The 17,003-nt window shown below is 54.1% G+C and carries 24 protein-coding genes; 2 read left to right on the plus strand and 22 right to left on the minus strand.

Features of this window, described 5'->3' with window-relative positions; translation table 11 throughout:
• The first annotated feature begins 144 nt into the window (after positions 1-144).
• Complete coding sequence (locus ACZ49R_RS01000; protein ID WP_464733347.1) at positions 145-378, plus strand: hypothetical protein; 234 nt, start codon at positions 145-147, stop codon at positions 376-378.
• Here the strand turns inward: ACZ49R_RS01000 and ACZ49R_RS01005 are convergent.
• From ACZ49R_RS01005 to ACZ49R_RS01105, 21 genes are all read right to left on the minus strand, one after another.
• On the minus strand, positions 371-649 hold the full coding sequence (locus tag ACZ49R_RS01005) for a hypothetical protein (protein WP_464733348.1): 279 nt from the start codon (positions 647-649) through the stop codon (positions 371-373). The two genes, ACZ49R_RS01000 and ACZ49R_RS01005, sit on opposite strands and share 8 nt — an antisense overlap.
• An 82-nt stretch (positions 650-731) precedes the next feature.
• A complete protein-coding gene (locus tag ACZ49R_RS01010; protein ID WP_464733349.1) occupies positions 732-1,868 on the minus strand; it encodes a phosphoadenosine phosphosulfate reductase family protein in 1,137 nt (378 codons plus the stop codon).
• A 44-nt stretch (positions 1,869-1,912) separates the two neighbouring features.
• Complete coding sequence (locus ACZ49R_RS01015; RefSeq protein WP_464733350.1) at positions 1,913-2,062, minus strand: hypothetical protein; 150 nt, start codon at positions 2,060-2,062, stop codon at positions 1,913-1,915.
• Between the two features lie 28 nt (positions 2,063-2,090).
• On the minus strand, positions 2,091-2,366 hold the full coding sequence (locus ACZ49R_RS01020) for a hypothetical protein (protein WP_464733351.1): 276 nt from the start codon (positions 2,364-2,366) through the stop codon (positions 2,091-2,093).
• A gap of 30 nt (positions 2,367-2,396) precedes the next feature.
• Complete coding sequence (locus ACZ49R_RS01025) at positions 2,397-2,807, minus strand: hypothetical protein (RefSeq protein WP_464733352.1); 411 nt, start codon at positions 2,805-2,807, stop codon at positions 2,397-2,399.
• Between the two features lie 252 nt (positions 2,808-3,059).
• Positions 3,060-4,316, minus strand: a complete 1,257-nt coding sequence (locus ACZ49R_RS01030) for a zinc ribbon domain-containing protein (RefSeq protein WP_464733353.1) — start codon at positions 4,314-4,316, stop codon at positions 3,060-3,062.
• A 596-nt stretch (positions 4,317-4,912) separates the two neighbouring features.
• Positions 4,913-5,950 carry a hypothetical protein gene (locus ACZ49R_RS01035; RefSeq protein ID WP_464733354.1) on the minus strand — a complete coding sequence of 346 codons (1,038 nt, stop codon included), beginning with the start codon at positions 5,948-5,950 and terminating at the stop codon, positions 4,913-4,915.
• A gap of 291 nt (positions 5,951-6,241) precedes the next feature.
• Entirely contained in the window at positions 6,242-6,640 is a 399-nt protein-coding gene (locus ACZ49R_RS01040; RefSeq protein ID WP_464733355.1) for a hypothetical protein, read from the minus strand.
• On the minus strand, positions 6,616-7,119 hold the full coding sequence (locus tag ACZ49R_RS01045) for a ribonuclease H-like domain-containing protein (RefSeq protein WP_464733356.1): 504 nt from the start codon (positions 7,117-7,119) through the stop codon (positions 6,616-6,618). The genes ACZ49R_RS01040 and ACZ49R_RS01045 overlap by 25 nt, the downstream gene beginning before the upstream one ends.
• Positions 7,116-7,337 carry a hypothetical protein gene (locus ACZ49R_RS01050; RefSeq protein WP_464733357.1) on the minus strand — a complete coding sequence of 74 codons (222 nt, stop codon included), beginning with the start codon at positions 7,335-7,337 and terminating at the stop codon, positions 7,116-7,118. Before ACZ49R_RS01050 ends, ACZ49R_RS01045 begins: the two co-directional genes overlap by 4 nt.
• On the minus strand, positions 7,334-7,873 hold the full coding sequence (locus ACZ49R_RS01055) for a hypothetical protein (RefSeq protein WP_464733358.1): 540 nt from the start codon (positions 7,871-7,873) through the stop codon (positions 7,334-7,336). The genes ACZ49R_RS01050 and ACZ49R_RS01055 overlap by 4 nt, the downstream gene beginning before the upstream one ends.
• Complete coding sequence (locus ACZ49R_RS01060; RefSeq protein ID WP_464733359.1) at positions 7,873-8,679, minus strand: hypothetical protein; 807 nt, start codon at positions 8,677-8,679, stop codon at positions 7,873-7,875. The genes ACZ49R_RS01055 and ACZ49R_RS01060 overlap by 1 nt, the downstream gene beginning before the upstream one ends.
• Positions 8,680-8,823: 144 nt before the next feature.
• Entirely contained in the window at positions 8,824-10,089 is a 1,266-nt protein-coding gene (locus tag ACZ49R_RS01065) for a DEAD/DEAH box helicase family protein (protein WP_464733360.1), read from the minus strand.
• 33 nt (positions 10,090-10,122) lie between these two features.
• Positions 10,123-11,034, minus strand: a complete 912-nt coding sequence (locus ACZ49R_RS01070) for an ATP-binding protein (protein ID WP_464733361.1) — start codon at positions 11,032-11,034, stop codon at positions 10,123-10,125.
• A gap of 353 nt (positions 11,035-11,387) precedes the next feature.
• Positions 11,388-11,996 carry a hypothetical protein gene (locus ACZ49R_RS01075; protein WP_464733362.1) on the minus strand — a complete coding sequence of 203 codons (609 nt, stop codon included), beginning with the start codon at positions 11,994-11,996 and terminating at the stop codon, positions 11,388-11,390.
• Positions 11,997-12,023: 27 nt separating this feature from the next.
• The gene (locus tag ACZ49R_RS01080) at positions 12,024-12,317 is read right to left on the minus strand and encodes a hypothetical protein (RefSeq protein WP_464733363.1); all 294 of its coding nucleotides are present in this window, start codon (positions 12,315-12,317) and stop codon (positions 12,024-12,026) included.
• Between the two features lie 44 nt (positions 12,318-12,361).
• Positions 12,362-12,631: a hypothetical protein gene (locus ACZ49R_RS01085; protein WP_464733364.1), complete on the minus strand. Its 270-nt coding sequence runs from the start codon at positions 12,629-12,631 to the stop codon at positions 12,362-12,364.
• Positions 12,628-12,996, minus strand: a complete 369-nt coding sequence (locus ACZ49R_RS01090; RefSeq protein ID WP_464733365.1) for a hypothetical protein — start codon at positions 12,994-12,996, stop codon at positions 12,628-12,630. Before ACZ49R_RS01090 ends, ACZ49R_RS01085 begins: the two co-directional genes overlap by 4 nt.
• A 116-nt stretch (positions 12,997-13,112) precedes the next feature.
• A complete protein-coding gene (locus ACZ49R_RS01095; RefSeq protein WP_464733366.1) occupies positions 13,113-14,090 on the minus strand; it encodes a hypothetical protein in 978 nt (325 codons plus the stop codon).
• Positions 14,091-14,124: 34 nt separating this feature from the next.
• Positions 14,125-14,652 (minus strand): ATP:cob(I)alamin adenosyltransferase, encoded by a 528-nt coding sequence (locus ACZ49R_RS01100; protein WP_464733367.1) that lies wholly within the window; start codon positions 14,650-14,652, stop codon positions 14,125-14,127.
• A gap of 27 nt (positions 14,653-14,679) precedes the next feature.
• Entirely contained in the window at positions 14,680-15,147 is a 468-nt protein-coding gene (locus tag ACZ49R_RS01105) for a DUF2299 domain-containing protein (RefSeq protein ID WP_464733368.1), read from the minus strand.
• A gap of 24 nt (positions 15,148-15,171) precedes the next feature.
• Here ACZ49R_RS01105 and ACZ49R_RS01110 point away from each other — a divergent pair, with 24 nt between their 5' ends.
• Complete coding sequence (locus ACZ49R_RS01110; protein WP_464733369.1) at positions 15,172-15,489, plus strand: hypothetical protein; 318 nt, start codon at positions 15,172-15,174, stop codon at positions 15,487-15,489.
• A gap of 211 nt (positions 15,490-15,700) precedes the next feature.
• Here the strand turns inward: ACZ49R_RS01110 and ACZ49R_RS01115 are convergent, their stop codons facing one another.
• Positions 15,701-16,993, minus strand: coding sequence for a bifunctional DNA primase/polymerase (locus ACZ49R_RS01115; protein WP_464733370.1), 1,293 nt, complete (start codon positions 16,991-16,993; stop codon positions 15,701-15,703).
• Positions 16,994-17,003: the final 10 nt, after the last annotated feature.

Below are 17,003 nucleotides of genomic sequence, written 5' to 3' on the forward strand. Positions count from 1 at the left end.
TCGACGAGATTTTCCCGTCAGGATTTTCTCTACGAAGTTGTCCAATCGTGGTACAACGTCGTCGGGAAAATATTGGCGAGATTTTCTCGTCGGGAAAATCTCGACGCATCCTTCTCGCTTTTCTTTGGCACCGACTGTTCACGTATGCACAGGCTCAGGGAGGTCGTCTGCCGCCTCCTCTCTCTCGGCCTGTCGCCGGGGGCAGTCGCGTGGGCCCTCGGCGTTTCACGCTACACAGTATACAAATACGCCAGGGGGTGCACGCAGAGCGAGGGGCGGGAGTCTCCCGCCTCCCGCCAAGAGGTGCAGGAAAGACAGGAAAGAAAGGGGTTGGAAGATAACGTCTGGGTGAGGGCGCTTAGGGAAAAAGCTAAATGAATTCTACTGTTCCAAACCTCTTCAAGAGATTTAGAAACGACGTCGTCATCCCGGCGATCTCCAGATCCCTTTTCACGACGTGAGTAACGTAGATCCTCAACTCTCTGTCCATCTCACGGCGGTATTGCAGATATCGTTCTAACTGTTTCATAAACTCCTCAAAGAACATCTTCAGATAGCCCGGTAGTAAATGTGGCTCGTACTTATACATCAACTCGATGTCCTTCAGAATGTTTTTGTCCCACCACTCGGAATACTCGCACTCTTCCATGTTGTCGGGGCAATAGACTACACGATCCCGCCATATGAACACCCCGCCCATGTCTAGACATCAACAGAGGCGGAAAAGCGAGTTACACATAGCTCTTCACTCTGTCGAGCACTTGCAAGACTGTTTTGTCGTTGAACCTCCTCTCCAACGTCTCTAGGGCGGTTTTGTCCAGGCGTCTGAGCTCGGCTATGGGGATTCTCCTGTCTGTGGGGTCTGCGCGTCTTATGACGGCGTCTGCCTTCTCGGGCTCAATTTCGTAGAAAATCTGGCGGAGGGTGTAGCCGTACACCGCCGCTCTGTCCAGCCCGTAGAATATCTTCTTGCCTGCGAGCTCTTCGGCGGCTTTGATGGCGTGGTAGATTACGGCGCGGGCGTGGGCGTTGAGGGGGCCCAACCCGCTGTAGCCGCTGGCCTTCCGCTCTCTAAACTCTGGCGCGTCTGACAGGGCGCGGTATATGGTTCTGACGGCCTCGGCGTAGAGGTACTCGGGGCGGGAGTAGTTCGCGGCTTGCACACGGACGAGGGTGCAGTGCCAACACCCGTATCTCCCGCCTATGGAGCCGCCGGCGGCGAGGCCTCTGTAGAGCTCCTCCAACGGCTTGACGTTGAAGTCCTTCTGCGCCCTCAGAAAGCTCCAGACCATGTCATATGTCCAGAACCTGATGGGGGCTATCTTGGGTATGTCGTTTGTTGACGTGAAATACGCGCCTAGGCAAGACCCCCCTCCGGCGCAAGCGCCGAATCTGGCCTTCATGCTCCTCGCCCTGGCGCCGCTCTCTTCATCGCGCGAGCCGACCACTAGCACGTAGTTGTCATAGCGCTTGAGGGCGCCGAGGGTTGGCTCTATCTTGAGGAGCTTTACGCACCACCTAAAGTTGAAGGTGGGGGCTGGGTAGCCCCTCACGAAGACTCTCCAGTACCAACTGTCGGCGGCCGCCGGCGTTGCCCACACCACGTCGACGTCTGTGCCCAGCTCCCGCATCTTGGCCTTGAACTGCCTGGCGAAGTGGTCGGCCCACAACTCCACCTCCGGTATCTCGGAGAGGGTGTCGTTGTGGAGGAGGACAACCCTGTTCTCCACGACACCGCGCTCCCTAGCCCACTTGTAGAAGAGGATGGCCGCCGCCGTGGAGTCCTTGCCACCGGAGAAGGCGATGACGAAGGTTCTAAAGCGACGTGCCGCCTCCTCGAATACCCCGAACTCGCCCAACACAAGCACGGCAGAGGACGCGCCGCATCCGAAAAGCGAGGGGAAAAAGGGGGTCAGTCCAAGAGGTAGAACACGTCGTCAAAGAAGACGGTAGGATCCGGCTCCGCCTCTCTCTCCTCCCTTTCCCTTACCTCAACTTGCCCATCTTCACGCTCAAACGCTTCGTCAAGCTCCTCTCTTCTTCTTCTCCACCTCTCGCTCATGTACAGGAGTTGCGCTTGGAGAGAAATGTCAGCGGGCTAGGGCGTTGGCGACTACCCCCACCGCCGCCGCCAGTAGGGCCGGGACGGGGTGTATCAGTGCGAGACCAAACGTAATAACCACAGACGCCGCCAAGGTCTCCTCTCTGCCGCTCCACAGGACGAAGTAGAGGGCGGCGGCGGCGAGGGCGTAGAGTACCCACGTTGGACTGAGTCTTGACATCTCGATGCCTGCAAGGAGCGCAGACGCGTGGACGGTGACAAGGAGGAGGACGTCCGCGGCGACGGTCAAGACTTCACGCCACACTTGCGACACAGAGAAGGGAAAAAAGGGTGGTCAGAACGTCTCAATTGTGATCTTTATGCGGTTCTCGACCCAGATCTCGACTCTCTTGCTCCTTTTATCAACCGAAATCTTGAAGTCTCTAAATACGGCCTGTAAAGCAGTCGGAATAAACTCTGGCTCGTCGGGACACCGCAATTTGCCTTCTAACCAATCATACCACTCTCTTGCAATTCCTCTGTCCCCATAAGCTATGATTGCGTGGCGGAGTTTGTCCTCAATGCCTCTAATAGCGGCAATCAACTCTGCGAGACTTAGGCGCGTGACCTGATCATACGGTAGTGGAATATTGCCCCTGATCGTCTTAAAGAGTCCGCTATTCGCCCTCACCAATTCTCTTCTCTTCTTTTCATCTGAGATTGACCACAGGCGGAAAAGACTACACGGTGCGTGCGATACGTACACCTTCTCTAGGCTCATGAGGAGTAGGGGGAGTCGAAAAGAAAAGCTAGAGTTTTTTAAATGCTAGCAGACGCCGCCTGGTCTGTACCCCCTTAGCGGCGCCCGGCCCTCTCTCGGGGGCAGATTTTAGGCCCGCCCCGGAGCCGCCTTTCGGCAACCCCAGGGCGAGAGGGGCACGGCCGTGCCCGGGCGTACGGGCGCGGCTGACCGGCCGTGCCCCCAGGGCCGGGGATGTGGCTCATGGGAGAAGAAAATTTACGAGCTGAAAAGTGTGATGGATGCCGGGGCGGAGGAAAAAGCGGGTTTTATCTTCTGGAGGATCTCCCAGTATCTCCTCTTGGCCCACAACAACGGTATGTTGTCGCGTGTATCGCTGAATCCGCAGGAGGGGCAACGCATTATGCGTCTCTTCTCCCTCTTCATCTTGGCTCCACAGCGGGGGCAGATGGTTGAGTACAGCCGCTCCTCCACATACGGCAGTCCGTACCATTGCGTTAGCGCTTGTAGGCGTCTCCTCAGCTGGCCAAGCCCGTCGTAGAGGTGTTTCTTGTCGCCGCTTTCGCCGCTCTGTCTCCTCGCAATATACGTCTTATAATCCATCGCGTCCACTACGACGGCGGCGTTGTTCTGTCTGGCGAGCTCGATTATTTCCTTTGCGACCCGCGCTACGACGTCGCGGATCTTCCTATACCGCTTGGACTTGAGGCGACGGACTCTCTCCTCAAGGAACATCCTTCTGGCGGGATCCGTCTCCCTTGCGGCCCGTCTCTCAAGGTCGCCTATCCTCTCGTGGAGTCTCCTCAACTTTTTGGTCGCGCGCTCGTCGGGAAGTCTCAACGTCTGTCTCAACTTTCCGTCTACGAGGAGACCCGCCGTGACGCCGTGGTCGAGACGGTTAACGTCAACAGCGATAATTGCTTTGGGCTCCACTTGCTGAACTTCGCGGGCAAACGCCAAGGCGATATATAAACCACGGTAGGTCGGCTCCTTTCCCTTCCGCCTCTCTACGCCGAGGAACGCAAGTCTCGGTCTGGCGCCCTCTTCTATCCTCTCTCTTATCCACTTGATTATCTGTTTTCTGAGACGGACGACTAGCGTGTTTTGCAACTTCCGCACTCTGACTACGCCGCTCTTTAGGTCGACGAAAACGGCTCTGCCCACGTCTCTCTCGTCCTCAACCCTAAGTTGGACGCCGAGGGGAACTGTCCGCCAAAACGCCGTGTCACGCCAGAAGTATTTTACTTTGTCTATGAAGTACTTCTTGAGGCCGTGCTTGGGAAACACCTCTTCGATTATTTTATGCGCCAGCTCCTTCTTGTCCGGCGTAAGGAGTCTGTCCAACTCCTCCGTCGTCAGCTTTGGCTCCTCCTGTCCCGTCAGCTCCTTCAATAATCTCTTGGCGTACTCCTCGGCTGCAAGGTACATGCGCATGGCGAGGTCTAGGACGTCGGGGCGCTCCTCGACCAACCGCCAGGGGATTTTGATTTTCAACGTCCTGTATACTTGGTTCATATGCGCATGGAGCGTGGGGGAGAAAAGCTAGGTGTTGAGACCCCGTATGGGCGGGTAGGACGCCGGAAAGCTGTCGCTGGGTAAACGGGGAAGCCGCGGTCAGCATCCGCCAGGCGGCGTCTGCAACGTATGCGACATCTTCACACCTCCCCCGCCACTACAAAAAGCCAGAAGCGTCATTTCAACTTCGATACATCTGCCTGACGGCGCCGTCGGGCAGTTGAGTCGGGAGAGCTGTTGTGAAGAGACCGCGTTAGAGCCGCCTCCGTTGAGCCTCGTGGCAAATCGGCGCTACACCTCACGCGCGGCTCTACAGAGATCGCGCCTGAAAAAGTAGACCAAGCCAAGCATTACAAGGTAAACTGTAAACGTATACAATACATTAAATATATCGAAATCATAAGGTCTCCCCAAATAGTAAGCTGCAGCCATTACCATAGCGCCGTGAAAGTTGCAGTATGCTAGAAGTGCAAAATACAGCACCAGGAAAATGGATGTGTCAAGCAGAAACATAAGCATATCAAACTCACCAGTAAAGACACCATGAGCGAAAATTGAAATTAGAATAATAGGCACCAAAAAATATACTATTTTTTCTAACAGAACCCTATAACACGAGGTATAAACCATCCTCTTAAGCCGAAATAAGCGCTAACATAGGGGTTTGGGATAGCTATAGAGAAAAACGTATGCACGCCGTGCCATAACCCACATGCGGCGGCTCTACCCCAGTTTCCAGTTTGTCGATAGACGAAATAAGCTTCACCAACTCCGACTATAACGCTCACTGCAATTGCAAGTTTCAGATGTAAATCTGTCACTAGTGCGTATCCCTTTCTCAGTGGCTTGTCTATGTCTGTGCCTGCTGTTAGTCTGGATATCTCTGCTAGTGCTTGTGATATCTGTGGGTATGCCTGTGGCTTGTACTGCTTGTCTGAGGATTGCCACTTCTTGGCTAGTTTGTCCACGGCGGTGGACAGCAGGGCGTAGTACTGAGACAGCGTGACGTTCTCCACCACAACCCAGTCTCCGAAGTAGACAGTCTTGTTCTTAAACCAGTAGTTAGCCCAGGTGAAGACCACCCCGTAGCCCCCGTCTCTCATCTCCGCGAGGGTGATTACATAGAGGCGGTGGGTCTCGTTGACATACCTCACGTAGTAGAGCACTGTGTAGTTCACCACATGCCCACCTACGGCCATTGTCAAAGTGGTGGTGTTTAGCCAGGTGTTTGAATCCACCTGGGTAGACCTCCACTGGCCGAATTGGAAGCTGACGCCGTCGGCGGCGGCGGTGGCGTTTGTTATGGCTAGGACGAGGGTGCCGTTTTGGTAGACGTAGAGGCCTGTGTTGTTGACGATGTATTTCACATCTCCCCGCGCCACTGCTTGTTTAACGCTCAGCGCTATCTGCACTAGCTGAGTCACGTTTTGGCCGGGTATCAACGGGCTGTCTACAATTGTGATTTCCTGCGGCGTGGCGTATGCCGTGTGGAAAAGCTCGTATCTATACTGCAAGTCCAGCGGCATGTCGAATAGTGAAAACGCCGCCAGCATGGAGTTTATGGCGTAGTCCACCTGGCCGAAGACAGACGCGGCCACCGCCAACATAGCCAACGCCCAGACACCCAGCCTCATGACAGTCAGAAATCTTTTTTTTAAGTTTTACTGCTTAGGTCCGCGGCTGAGGCATGCGGCGCCGCCCGAGACGAGTATAAAGGCGGCCATCACGACGTTAGCCCCACGCGGCGGCCCACGGACCGCCGGCGGAAAGCGGGTTCACCTCGGTGAAGTCTCTAGAGAGACCAATCGCCGTCTTCAGGCATATGCGCAGAGGGGGCAGGGGGAGGAAAGCGAGGGGAAAAAGGGGTTAGCGGAATTTGAGGGAAAGGATCTCCTCCACCTTCCTCTTCACGGTCTCGTAGTTGTTCATATCCCTGGAGTTATTGCGAGGGCGAAAAGGAAGGAGAACGCGTAGAAAGTGATGTACGGCGCTCTCCACTGCCTGCCCCTGAGCCGGCCGGCTGTCCAGATCAGGAAAAGTGCAATAAGCGCGGTTGTTGGGGAGACCGCAAAGTGCGGAGCGAAGGCAATGGCTAGAACGGTCAACGCATCTCCCTCTCCCGCTCCGGCGGCGGAGAGCACTGTAGCCGTCAGAACGCCCAACGTGACTGAGACCCAGTAGATGGGCGAAGTGAGGTAGGTGTGAATCCAGTAGGGCGCCGGCAAGAACATCAACGCAATGAGCCAAGCATCAACCGCCCTTTCGCGGGCGTCTTGGTATGCGGCGGCGACGAGGGCGGCTATCTGGATTGCGTAGTCAAGCATCGGTCGAGGGCCTCGGTGGCGGCTAGGTCGCTCTCCAGATGTTTGGCGACTAGGTCGTACCTCCCCTCCTCTACCCACTGTCTCACGTCTGCCCCCGTCCCAAAGCGCTCCGCCTGGCAACCGGCTTGCTTTAACGCATCTTCAAGCCGCATCCTCCTTCCAAACCGCCACATGACGATCTGCATCAGGTCGACAATGTGGAGAGAGTACCAGAAGCGCATTAACGTCTGCAGATCTGCCACGCCGAGCTCATGTGCGCGGCGGATTAACACCGGGATGTCGTAGGACAAGATGTTGTAGCCGACGACCGTGGCGCCGGCGACATAGAGCATTGACTCAACTACCGCCCTCCTCTCGTCTTCCCATGCGTTGAAGATTCTGTTAGCACCGCCCTCTCTCACGCCGATGGCGACTACCCGCCTCACGTCTAGCGCATTAGACGGCGTATATGTTTCTATGTCTAGGTATACCCTCCTCACAACCTTTCCTTGTTCACAATGTAGATTATCTTGTTGGGGCCGTTTCTAAATAGAATTAGGATGCCCTCTCTCGCCAGGGCTTGGAGTATGTCTTCAATATTCCCTCCGTCGCAACAGTGCTTCCTAATGCGTTTGGTGGTTATGAACGTCGCCGTCCCCCTGTTTCCCTCTACAAACTTCTTGATACATTTCAGTATGGTAGCCCTTGTGCAAGTCATAGCAAGACCCTCCTCGCCAAGACCTTGCGCAAGAGGTTTTCGTCTATCTTGTCCACGACCTCGTGCTCTACATCATTCGGCGTAAAGTATATCAGTCTCACGGGGTAGTCGTAGCCGGAGCGCCGGTATGCGAGCCGCATCACCCTCGCCGCGAAGCGCCACTCCGTCGCTATACGCCACTCGTCTTTCCTCAACACATGGCTCTTGAGTTCGACAATTTCCTTTCGCTTATCCTTGTAGTCAACTATGAAATCAGCAGTGACGTAGATGGGCTCCGTAAAGGAGATGACCGCGGTGGGCGCCCGTTGCACGTTGGCCACTCTAGATGCCCAAGGGAGCAACTTGAGGAGCTTGTCGTAGACGTACTCATTCTCGCCGTACTCTTGCTTGAAACAGTCCACGGCCGCAGCCAGATTGCATTTGCCCTCTGCGCACGTCTGCAGAAGCACATACACCGCGGATTCGAACGCCTTGCCGTACCGCCGCCTCTCACTGTCGGCTTCTGGCAACCGCAATAACTCGTAGAGGGCCGGCATCAGAACATCGCCTGTATTGTCGGTAATATGGCGTCTTGCCAGTCCTCCGCCCAACGTAGTAGCTCCGCTGGCCACAAGTGGCCGAGCGCGAGGAGCGCCTTCACGCCTAGGGCCGATGGTCTGTGTCTCTCAATAATCCTAACCTCGACGTCTTTACGTTCATCAACGATCTTCAACGGGATCTGTTTGACAAGTTCCGCTTGTACCAAAATTTGCACAATCTCCCGAGTGAAGTACCCCTGTGCCCACCTCGCCACCGCCTTGAGCAACTCCGGCGTCCGTAACACATCCACAAGGTCGTAGCCAGGGCCGACCTTGATGGTGTTGTCTCTGGCTTCGTATTTCTTCAACTCGGGCCATTTTTCTGACAATATCCGCATAGCTGGCAGGCGGTATGCCGGCGACTCGACGTATGCCCTTGTGTTGAACACTTGCACCGCCGAGTCGTAGAACGCTGGATTTACCAAGTATAGCAGAATTGATGCGTCTGCAGGAATGCCGGGCGGCGTGGCGCAGATCTGGAGCGCGACGGGTATGCCGTTCACAGGGCCCGCCACCACGGAAGTCCTAGTCAACGCGACAGCATACGGGCCGTAGACCGTCTTTATCTCGACGGCGTTCTTACATTGTTGTGGCGCGTACTGTATTACGGAGACGACTAGGTCTATGGCGCGTGGGATGCCGAACATGTAGGCGACCCACCGGGGCAAGTGGACGGGCTCTGTCAACACGACTGGTGCGTGTTGAGGAATAACCATCCAACCGAGCTTTGCCCCGTTGAAGAGGTGTTTCTGTCTCATGCCCATCACTACAACGAGTTACGAAAAGCTAGAGCGCCCCCTATTTCAACTCTTTCGACTCACCTGCCTGACACCGCCGCTGTCAGGCAGGTGAATGTTTCAACTCCTTTAGGATTTTAACTACGAAAGTAGAAAGGGGGAAAAAGAGGGTTATATCTTATCTACTAATTGTTCGGAGGAAACAACCTCGACGTCAAAGTGATAATTCAACACGTCAACGTATTGCGTAAACCGCTTATCTGCAAATATGATAATCTTTTCCTTAATCCTCTCTGTGGGGCGCAATATGCGTCCCGATAACTGAATGGCACGAATTAGCTCAACCTCATTGGGATCAATACTATAACTGCGCAAATATCGTCTGACCTCGATATGTAGAGAAGGCCAGAAGACAACGGCGATGTCGTACTGTGGCAAATCTACACCTTCGTTGTATTTACCCCAAGCCTCAAAACGGTCTCCAATTTGGACGAAGTTGAGAACGCGTCTAGTTCCAAATACGACAAACGGTTTTTTCGTCAGATAAACGGCTAAAACAGTGTCTCTAATTTGCGGAAGTGAGTCTCTAATGTTGTAATAACTTGTATCAATGTCCTCAACAATATATGCTTTTGCCTTTACTTGCGGCCTTATCTCGATATAGGATTGCGACTTCAACTGAGATGGCAACGTGGCGGACATGAACAAGGCATGGCGGTCTATCTCGTGGTCGTATTTTGATACAACGAGAATCTCATCGCCATCTTCGATTATTATCTCAGATTCTTTGATCTTTTCCAATATCTCTTCTACATCTTCATTCTCTTCCCCGATCTCTACTTCTTTGAGATCCTCTATCCGTTCTACACCGAATTTCTGAAGGAGCTCTTGTAATTGAGATAACGGAATACTAGAAATCCGCGGTACAAACAGATTATGCGCCTCATCAACGATAACAAACGCAACATAGCGACGTAGCGAACGCCAACGTCCATAATGTGCGACAATAATATCGTAACTACGCTCTATGAAGCGTTGTGTCCAATATGGACAGACATCCTCTGGTACTAACGTCTTCAATTCCTTCCAAGTCAAGTGACTATAAAATTGGTTTGGAATAAAGTCTCTTTTCAAAGCGCATTTGTTACACTTCTTATATGGCACCTTATAGCCGCGGGTGCATAACTCCCGTGCGCCTGCAGTTGCTATAATGTTTCTTCTTATTGAGAATTTCTTTGCTTCTTCAATAAATTTTTCGACAATAGCTAAACGCGAAGTGAGTATGGCGGTAGGGACGTCAAGTTCCAAAGCAATGCGAAGTGCAACAACAGACTTGCCCCAACCCATGGGGGCTTGCAACGCAATTTTTGTCTCCCCTTTACGAATGGCACTCAGAATCTCATCTAATACCTTCTTCTGGTCTTCTCTGAGGTTCATATGTGAGTCTTCTTAAGTGTGGAAAAGTGAGGGCTAGAAGCGGCGGGGGCCGTTTGGCGTGATGGCGAGGAACTCGCCGGTTCCGAGGGCCGATATTACCTCGGGCGGGACGTTCAACATCTTGGCCATGATCTCGGCATCCTCTCCGAACAGCTGTAGCGTTACGACGTTGTGGACGATGTTGCGTAGCGACGGTTTTACGTCTCTTGGCGACTGCGTCACCAAGACGAAGTGAATGCCCATCTTGCGGCCTTCCCGTATCAATCTCTCGACTACGTCCTCCACGCCCTCCCGTTTGGGCGCAATTCTGTGGTACTCGTCGATGACGACGTGGATGCCGTCCCACCTCCTTTGCAGAATTTTGTACAATAGGCCGTATATCGTAAGGGCTCTGACGAAGTCGTTTGGGGCGTCTGAGACGTCTATCACGACGGGGACAGACGTAATGTCAACATGGCGGGTCAGCTGATCCCAAGGCTCGCACTGGACTGTATCGTACGACTCTCTCAGCGACTTGCAGAGCATGCCCAACTTCTGCGTTAGAACTGCCGCCGACAACTCCGGCCTCATTGAGCGGAGCATTGTGAGGGCTGTGGAGAGGTCTGACAAGGGCAGTTGCATCAGCATGGAGTATTGCACTGCAGAGATGGAGGCCTCCTCGGCGAGCGAGCCGGCGATGGCCCAGAGGTAGATCTTGATCAACTCCTCTTGTGTAAAGCTCCGTAGGTCAATGCCGCCCTTTACCACGGGCGCCCCCAAGTCTCTGTACTCGCCTGTCTGGTCTATCACGACGTAGCCGTAGGAGCCGCGGAGTATCTTCTTCACCAGTGTGGTCTTCCCGGCGCCGGTTCGGCCGAATATCAACGTGTGGCCACGCGTAGGTAGCTCGCTCGGCCAGTAGCGCCAGAGCGCGGCGCGGAAGTGCCTCTCCAAGATAGTCCGCACGGTCTCTACGGTGGCCCTCTGCCACCCAAATGCCGGTGGCCCACCGCACTTGGCGGCGACGTTCCACTCTTGCCCACGCCGCAAGACGCCCAAAGCCCGGAACCAATAGACGGAATAGCCGAGGCCGCCCAAGAACTCGCTGGCGTCTCTCTGCCGCTCGAACCTCTTGTGCGTCGTCGCCAACTGTTTGCACAACGCCTTTGACGGCACCACGGACTTCCACGGCACTAGGACTTTCGGCGGTGCGTCCTCGGCGTACACAACGCCTTGTATCGTATTGATGCCGAATTCGTGGAGAGACAGCAGGGCGGAGACGGCCTCCTCTACGCTAGTTGTGTTGATCTTGTACGCCCTCATTCCCTCAGTAGTAACAAAAGTCTATCAGTCGGCGTGAGGACGAGGCCGCTCTGGGCCACGAGGCCCAACGCCATCAGGATGCGGTGGCACGGCCCGGCTTGCCCCACGGGGAACGTCATAGTCAGCAAGTCGTTGACAGAGGAGCATATCTCGTAGACGCGCTCCCTGGTGCATTGCCTGAGTCTCTCCAACTGCTCTATTGATTGCACAGTCTCGGAGTGGGGCGCCGGCGTCTGTACCTTCTCCACCTTCAACTCGGCGCCGGTGTATGTTGCAAACCACAGTACCCACTTCAACGGCGTCTCGTCTGAGAGGACGTAGTGGCGGAGTCTCGTGGGGATGCCGCGCGACAGGCAGAGTAGCGAGGCGGTGTAGGGGTCTGGATACGTGAGGTCGCACTTCTCCGGCACATCCTCGCTCCACAACAAGAGCGGCCACCTCTCCACGGGCGTGGCGAGGGCGGCGTAGCACGGGTCGGACGCGTCGAGACCGAGCGCAGAGATGTACGCCAATGGCCGCGCGAGGGAGTAGCCGTATATACTGTATGTAACTCTGTCAATTGCGATCAGTAGTTGTGGAGATATTACCGGTCGGGGAGGATACACAAAGTTGTGGAAGAGAGTGGAAAAAAGCTAGGGTTCTACTCCAAGAGTCTTCTTTACATACTCCGCCACCTCCTCGCCTGTCTGTTTGAAAATCCATTTGCCGAATTGTGTTATTTCAACTACGCCGTCTTTAACAACAACTTCTCTCTTGAGGAGCTCCGGCCATACACTCCAGTCGTATTTTATACCAACATTCTGGACAACCCTCTTAGCCAATTCGTTTATTTCCTCTACCTTGGCGGGCCCCCTCGAGAGTCTCTTGAGAATTACAAGTCTTAGGTACTCGCCGATTGGAGAGAAGCGGATGTATTGGGGGTACATGAGAGGAAAGAGAGACGGGGAGAAAAGCTAGAAAAAAAGAGGGGTTACCTTCTGAGTGCTCTGGTTAACGGCTCTGGTCTCGGCCACCTAGGTGGGTCGATGCGAGGTGGTGGTTGTGGATATGCCGGCGGTTGTATTGGGAGTGGCTTTCTTACCTCGTATGTCTTGGATACACACCAGTTTTGCTTACCGTTCACACCGTCGATTGGCATATACATTGTACATATCTCTCCTCCCTTACCCACGAACTGGCCGTACGGCATGGCAAACACTAGCGCTACCGCCACTATTGCCGCTATTATTGCCGTTTTCATGTCCCCCTTTTTCTTCTGAGGAGAAGAGTCTGCATACATCCGTCGTCCCGCTCTATGATCTTGAAGACGGCGACGTCTGGCATGGCCACTCTTGGCGCCACGGCGAGGGCGTCGTAGTCGCGGGTCACGGCGATGGAGCCGGGGTCGCGGGCGGAGAGCTCGGCGGCGAGGATCTCCGCTGGCTTGTCGGTGGCGAGGACGTATCTGACGCCCAACTGGCGGATCCATTGCAACCGCCTGTCGGCGACCGCCCTCTGCCGCTCGTTGGAGTAGTCCAACACGACGACCACGTCGGCCAACTGAGACAGGGAGCGGACGTAGCGGTACGGCGACTTCAACTTGTACGTGAGCGATGCCAAGTCCAAGTAGAGTCTGCGGTACTCCGCCGCGAGCTCGACGGGAGTGAGGACTGCGATGACTCTAGAGCAACGCTTGAGGGCGCGCTTCACAGAAAAAAGGGAGATATTGTGGAAAAAGGGAGTTACAAGGCGCGAAGCGCGTATTCTAGACGTTCGAGTTGCCGCTCGTCTAATTGCAATATCTGGAGTATTGCATTGTAATAACGATACCAATTTGGCTTGGAATTCAGTTTCTCCGCAATCTCCTTTACGGCGAAGAGCAATTTGTTGTCTCTCGCCGGCACAAAAATCGGTCTTAGCCCGCGCGCCAAGTTATCCACAAGCTCTTTTCTCGTCGATTCTGGTAGTTGCGCAATAACGACAACGGCATCGTAGATGTCAGGAGACTTGCTGATCAACCTCATTATCTGGTCGTCAACAATTGTCTTTTCTACTTCTGGCTTCTCTACCGTTGTTTTGACTATCTCCGGCGCCGTCTCAACTCTTTCCTCAATCTTAACCTCTGGCGTTTTTTCAACTTTCTCTTCTCTCTCTTTTGTTGCCACCTCCTCTTTCAACTCTTCTTCTACTTCCTCCCTTTCCGCTTCTCCCTTGCCCGTCTCTCCTTCTACCTCCTCTTCCCTCTCCGTCTCTTTCTTCTCTTCTTTTATTTCCTCTTTCTCCACCTTTTTTGCCCTTTCCAAGTGTTCCTCAATCATTGCAATATACCGCTCCTCTATATATCTAGGGTCGATTTTTAAAACGTCAACAAGGTATTTTACAGCGGTTTTTAAGAAGGTATTGACGTCGACATCTAATTGAATAACGGGTACAATAGTATCATTTGGTAGCCCCAACACAAGCTCTGGCACCATAAACTGTTCCTTAGGGTCTTGAATTATGAAAACAACAAATGGCGAAACACGTGTCGCCCTAGCTAAATCGAGTAAAGAATTTGGCAACGGCATTGTTGGTTTCAGTATCGGCATCCTCTTCAGGAGCTTTAGGTCTTCCACCTTTACAATGTCAATACCCCTAATCTGTGTATATCCCTCGCTACGAAGCCAGTTAAGAACTTCTTCTAGCTCTTTTCGCACTAGTTCTTGTACTTGTTGACTCATGTTTTACCGCACGTAGGGGGTAAAAAAGTGAGTGTTAGATATCTCTATGTCTGTATTTTATGTGTGGGAGTGTTCTCATGACTTCGAAGACGAGGTTGGAGAGCTGATTGAGGAGCTTGGCCACTGCTTGCTCCCCAAGTGTTACGGCTCTCCTCTCGGCCCACCTAATCCACACCCTGGCCTCGTCTACTGCGCTACATTCTGGAGATGCGCAAACTAGCCAACTCCTCAGCGGCTCGTCCGGCGCGACCGCATATACTAGCTTAAGCGCGCGTTTATACAAAGCAATGGCCGTGTCTAGATACTCCGCTTTCCCCGTAGCTATGTAGAAGCCGAGCTCCATAAGCGAGAATGCGACAAGTCTCATAATCCGCGCTTGTGGCCTCTGGAGGACGTTCGCCGCCTTATGGGCATATGTCACCGCTGTATCGAGGGCGCCGTACAGCTTAACTACTGGGTCGTCTTTTTTGACGTGACGCGTCTCCCCCTTCCAGAGCACGAGGGTATCTCCACCGTCGCCGGGACACGAGAACCACATCAGACAGGGCTTAGCTAGGCTCATATGGCGATCTCTTCAGATGGCGAAATACTAGGCGTATAGCGGCGTCGTCGCTTGTTTTGTGTGGAGGAGCTCGGCGAAGTGTAGAATCACCATCATGCCGGCGTTTCTGACGCGGTAGTATGTGTCTACGAAGTGGCGGAAGTCCAACGCCTCTGTTGGCATGACGCGCGACACGAAGATTACCTCGGGCACTTCCGCGTCGACGGGCGAGAAGGAGAAGTCGACGCCTGCCACCAACAACCACATCTTGAGGTCGTGCAAAAACCTCCTCCTCTCCTCCGGCTTCATTGACAAGAGCATCTCGCGGTGTCTCTGGTCTACGGCTATGGCGGCGCCCATGACGTAGACCCCATCCGCCGGCCGCCCCACCTCCACCACTAGCCCCGGCGTCTTTGGTATAAGCGCTATGTGAAACTCCGGGGCGTTTTTGATATGCTCCACTCTGAACCCCAACGTTGTCGCCCACCTCACTATCTCCCTGTCCACAAAAGACATAAAACAGAACGTGAAATTCTAGACATGCACTTAAGAGACGTCAAGGGCGACCACATATTAGTCGACTTTGTCCGCCACATTGCAATTGTAGATTGCGCTTGCTACCGCCTCGAGGGCGACGTTTTGGTGGAGGAGCCGTGCTCCGACGTGCATTTGGCGTCTTATGCCGCATATGGGAAGCTGTTCGGCGAGGGCGGCCGCGAGAGACTGCGACTGTGCCCCATCTGTTGGAATGAGTTTAGCGGGGTAGAGGTCGTCAGAAAGGGCAAAACCGTTAGGGTCTACTTTATACATGTCGTTAATGATAAGGAGGTTAGACACGTAATAAAACGCCCAATTTAGTTTTTCCCCCTTTCCACTCTTTCGACTCACCTGCCTGACGGCGACGCTGTCAGGCAGGTGAACCGAGGGAGTAGAAAGATTGGAGGAGCGGTATCTTGTGATTAATCCCCCGCCCAATTTTTTCGGTTAGCCCTTACGCGCGCGTTTCTTGACGTTTCTACTATCTCGTGATTTTCTGAGGGCGGGGGTCGTCTCTCTAAAAAACGTGAATTTATAAGCTTTTCGGCTCTACTGTCGCCGTCAACAAAAGTTTCAACGCCCGTAGGACGTACTTTGTATCTTCTGCCACTACGTATGGATTCGATAGTAACCTCTGCGCAATCTCGGCGAGGTCGTCTGTCGGGTATCTCTGCCCTCCCACGACAACGTAGCCGTCTTCAACGCGCGGTATCTCTAGGAGGACGTCGATGACCCTGTTGTTCAAGACGTTCCTAAGGGAGACGACGTCTTTCTCTGGGTCATATATTAGCATCCAGTTCCCATCTTCGAACCGCCGCGCTTGCGACAGTGGTAACAGTGGCTTGAACCCAATTTGTCGTTGGAATTCGTTTATCAACGCCAGGGCAAAGTCGCGGCCCAAGAGATGTAGCGCACGCCACAGGGAGGGTAGCTTGGGATTCCCTGATCCAACCAATCCATAACACCACAACGCGACGTAGAGCCTGTGTCTCCTCTCCTCGTCGTTTGTGACAGCGGCCAACTTGTCCACTACATAGAGCACGTCGTAGACTGAGACGCAATAGCGCGCCGCCGTGGAGGAGAGCACAAACACCACGTTGTTCCTCTGGCCCCTCCTGTAGTATGGCAACAGAGTCCGCACCATTGCGTCTGGATCAGCCATCTGGTAGTAGTGCTTACAGATCTTGGCGCGGACGTTTGTTATAGCGACCTCTCTGTCTGCGACCTTCAGTGAACGGATGACGTAGCCGTGGGCCCAGAGCACTAGCTTGTCGTACTCCTCCCTGGTTAAAGTAGGCAGTTGATCCGGCGGCGGTAGCTTCTCGACCCACTCGTACCGCGTCCCCGATGGATGGATAGACGGCGGTATCAGTTGGTACGACTTGGTCTTTATCTCGACTCCGATGCCGCGTGTACCCTCTCCAGGGTCGAAGTCCACGATAAATGCGAATGCGATGCCGCGCGGAGCGTCTTCGAGACGGAACTCGTGGTTTTCGTGTCTACACATTGTGCCGTCACATTGAATTCCAGAGTGGGCGTCTGGGTGTATTGGGCACCGGGGCCCCGTCCTCCACCGCGGGAGGCGCGAGACGTCGACGGGGACGTCCTCAAGACGCCGCGGGTCGTCGACGTCGACAATGACGAGCCACTTGCCGTTTGGCAGACGCCCAGCCACGACCGCGACGCCGTCGGCCTCCTCCGCGAGTTGGCGGATGCGCCGCTCAGACCACCGGATGTGGTGCCCCCAGTGCCCCAACGGCTTCTTCTCCCTCGTGAGTATGACGTTGTACCATTTGTGGAGCTCCAGTGCGGTTTCAAGAATCATGAAAATGTGG

Source organism: Pyrobaculum organotrophum (assembly GCF_055384425.1).

Coding starts and splice junctions, on each gene's coding strand:
- ACZ49R_RS01000 (WP_464733347.1), top strand. CDS start 145: ATGCACAGGCTCAGGGAGGTCGTCTGCCGCCTCCTCTCTCTCGGCCTG.
- ACZ49R_RS01005 (WP_464733348.1), bottom strand. CDS start 649: ATGGAAGAGTGCGAGTATTCCGAGTGGTGGGACAAAAACATTCTGAAG.
- ACZ49R_RS01015 (WP_464733350.1), bottom strand. CDS start 2,062: ATGAGCGAGAGGTGGAGAAGAAGAAGAGAGGAGCTTGACGAAGCGTTT.
- ACZ49R_RS01030 (WP_464733353.1), bottom strand. CDS start 4,316: ATGAACCAAGTATACAGGACGTTGAAAATCAAAATCCCCTGGCGGTTG.
- ACZ49R_RS01035 (WP_464733354.1), bottom strand. CDS start 5,950: ATGAGGCTGGGTGTCTGGGCGTTGGCTATGTTGGCGGTGGCCGCGTCT.
- ACZ49R_RS01040 (WP_464733355.1), bottom strand. CDS start 6,640: ATGCTTGACTACGCAATCCAGATAGCCGCCCTCGTCGCCGCCGCATAC.
- ACZ49R_RS01050 (WP_464733357.1), bottom strand. CDS start 7,337: ATGACTTGCACAAGGGCTACCATACTGAAATGTATCAAGAAGTTTGTA.
- ACZ49R_RS01055 (WP_464733358.1), bottom strand. CDS start 7,873: ATGCCGGCCCTCTACGAGTTATTGCGGTTGCCAGAAGCCGACAGTGAG.
- ACZ49R_RS01060 (WP_464733359.1), bottom strand. CDS start 8,679: ATGGGCATGAGACAGAAACACCTCTTCAACGGGGCAAAGCTCGGTTGG.
- ACZ49R_RS01065 (WP_464733360.1), bottom strand. CDS start 10,089: ATGAACCTCAGAGAAGACCAGAAGAAGGTATTAGATGAGATTCTGAGT.
- ACZ49R_RS01080 (WP_464733363.1), bottom strand. CDS start 12,317: ATGTACCCCCAATACATCCGCTTCTCTCCAATCGGCGAGTACCTAAGA.
- ACZ49R_RS01085 (WP_464733364.1), bottom strand. CDS start 12,631: ATGAAAACGGCAATAATAGCGGCAATAGTGGCGGTAGCGCTAGTGTTT.
- ACZ49R_RS01095 (WP_464733366.1), bottom strand. CDS start 14,090: ATGAGTCAACAAGTACAAGAACTAGTGCGAAAAGAGCTAGAAGAAGTT.
- ACZ49R_RS01100 (WP_464733367.1), bottom strand. CDS start 14,652: ATGAGCCTAGCTAAGCCCTGTCTGATGTGGTTCTCGTGTCCCGGCGAC.
- ACZ49R_RS01105 (WP_464733368.1), bottom strand. CDS start 15,147: ATGTCTTTTGTGGACAGGGAGATAGTGAGGTGGGCGACAACGTTGGGG.
- ACZ49R_RS01110 (WP_464733369.1), top strand. CDS start 15,172: ATGCACTTAAGAGACGTCAAGGGCGACCACATATTAGTCGACTTTGTC.
- ACZ49R_RS01115 (WP_464733370.1), bottom strand. CDS start 16,993: ATGATTCTTGAAACCGCACTGGAGCTCCACAAATGGTACAACGTCATA.